Raw genomic sequence first — 1,248 nt, 5'->3', positions numbered from 1 at the left:
GCCCCGCTGACGGAAGCGGACCCGGATGTTGCTGCGATCATTGGCGCGGAACTGGAACGCCAGCGCGACGGTATTGAACTGATTGCGAGCGAGAACATGGTGTCGGCCGCGGTGATGGCGGCGCAGGGCAGCGTACTGACCAACAAATACGCCGAAGGCTATCCCGGCCGCCGCTATTACGGTGGCTGCGTCGAGGTCGACAAGGTCGAGACGCTGGCCATCGAACGCGTGAAGCAGATGTTCGGCGCGGAATTCGCCAACGTGCAGCCCCATTCCGGCGCCAACGCCAATCAGGCGGCCTTCATGGCGATGGTCAGGCCGGGCGATACCGTCATGGGCATGAGCCTTGCCGCCGGTGGCCACCTGACGCATGGCGCGGCCCCGAACTATTCCGGCAAGTGGTTCAACGCCGTGCAGTATGGTGTCCGCCGCGAGGACGGCCTGCTGGACTACGAGGAAATGGAACGTCTGGCCCGCGCCGAAAAGCCGAAGCTGATCGTCGCCGGTGGCTCCGCCTATCCCCGCATCATCGACTTTGCCCGCTTCCGCGCCATCGCCGATGAAGTCGGTGCGTACCTCATGGTCGACATGGCCCATTTCGCCGGGCTGGTGGCGGCCGGTCTGTATCCGTCGCCCCTGCCGCATGCCCATGTGGTCACGTCCACCACCCACAAGACCCTGCGCGGGCCGCGTGGCGGGCTGATCCTGACCAATGACGCGGATCTGGCGAAGAAGATCAATTCCGCCGTGTTCCCCGGCCTGCAGGGCGGTCCGCTCATGCATGTCATCGCCGCCAAGGCCGTCGCCTTCGGCGAGGCGCTGCGTCCCGACTTCCGCGCCTATCAGGAAGCCGTGGCCAATAACGCCCGCGTGCTGGCGGAAACGCTGGTCGCCAGCGGCTTCGACATCGTGACCGGCGGCACCGACTGCCACCTGCTGCTCGTTGACCTGCGGCCCAAGGGTGTGACGGGGCGTGCGGCGGAACGCAGCCTTGAACGCGCGGGCATCACCGCCAACAAGAACGCCATTCCCTTCGACCCCGAAAAACCCGCCATCACCTCTGGCATCCGCCTTGGCAGCCCGGCGGCTACCGCACGCGGCTTTGGGGCGGCGGAGTTCCGGGAAGTCGGCCTCATGATCGATGAGGTCCTCACCGCCCTTGCCCGTGAAGGCGGCGAAGGCTGCCCCGCCACGGAACAGGCCGTCCATGCGCGCGTCAAGGCGCTGTGTGCGCGGTTCCCGATCTAC

1 protein-coding gene is annotated in these 1,248 nt (G+C 66.6%); it reads left to right on the top strand.

Annotated features, from left to right (window positions below; translation table 11 throughout):
* Window positions 1-1,248: serine hydroxymethyltransferase (gene glyA, locus ACBR42_RS17035; protein ID WP_371208828.1), on the top strand; the 1,248-nt coding region annotated here is incomplete at both ends.

The organism is Komagataeibacter sp. SM21 (assembly GCF_041402665.1).
GTDB classification, from domain to species: Bacteria; Pseudomonadota; Alphaproteobacteria; order Acetobacterales; family Acetobacteraceae; genus Komagataeibacter; species Komagataeibacter saccharivorans.
This window is presented reverse-complemented; position numbering and strand designations above follow the sequence as displayed.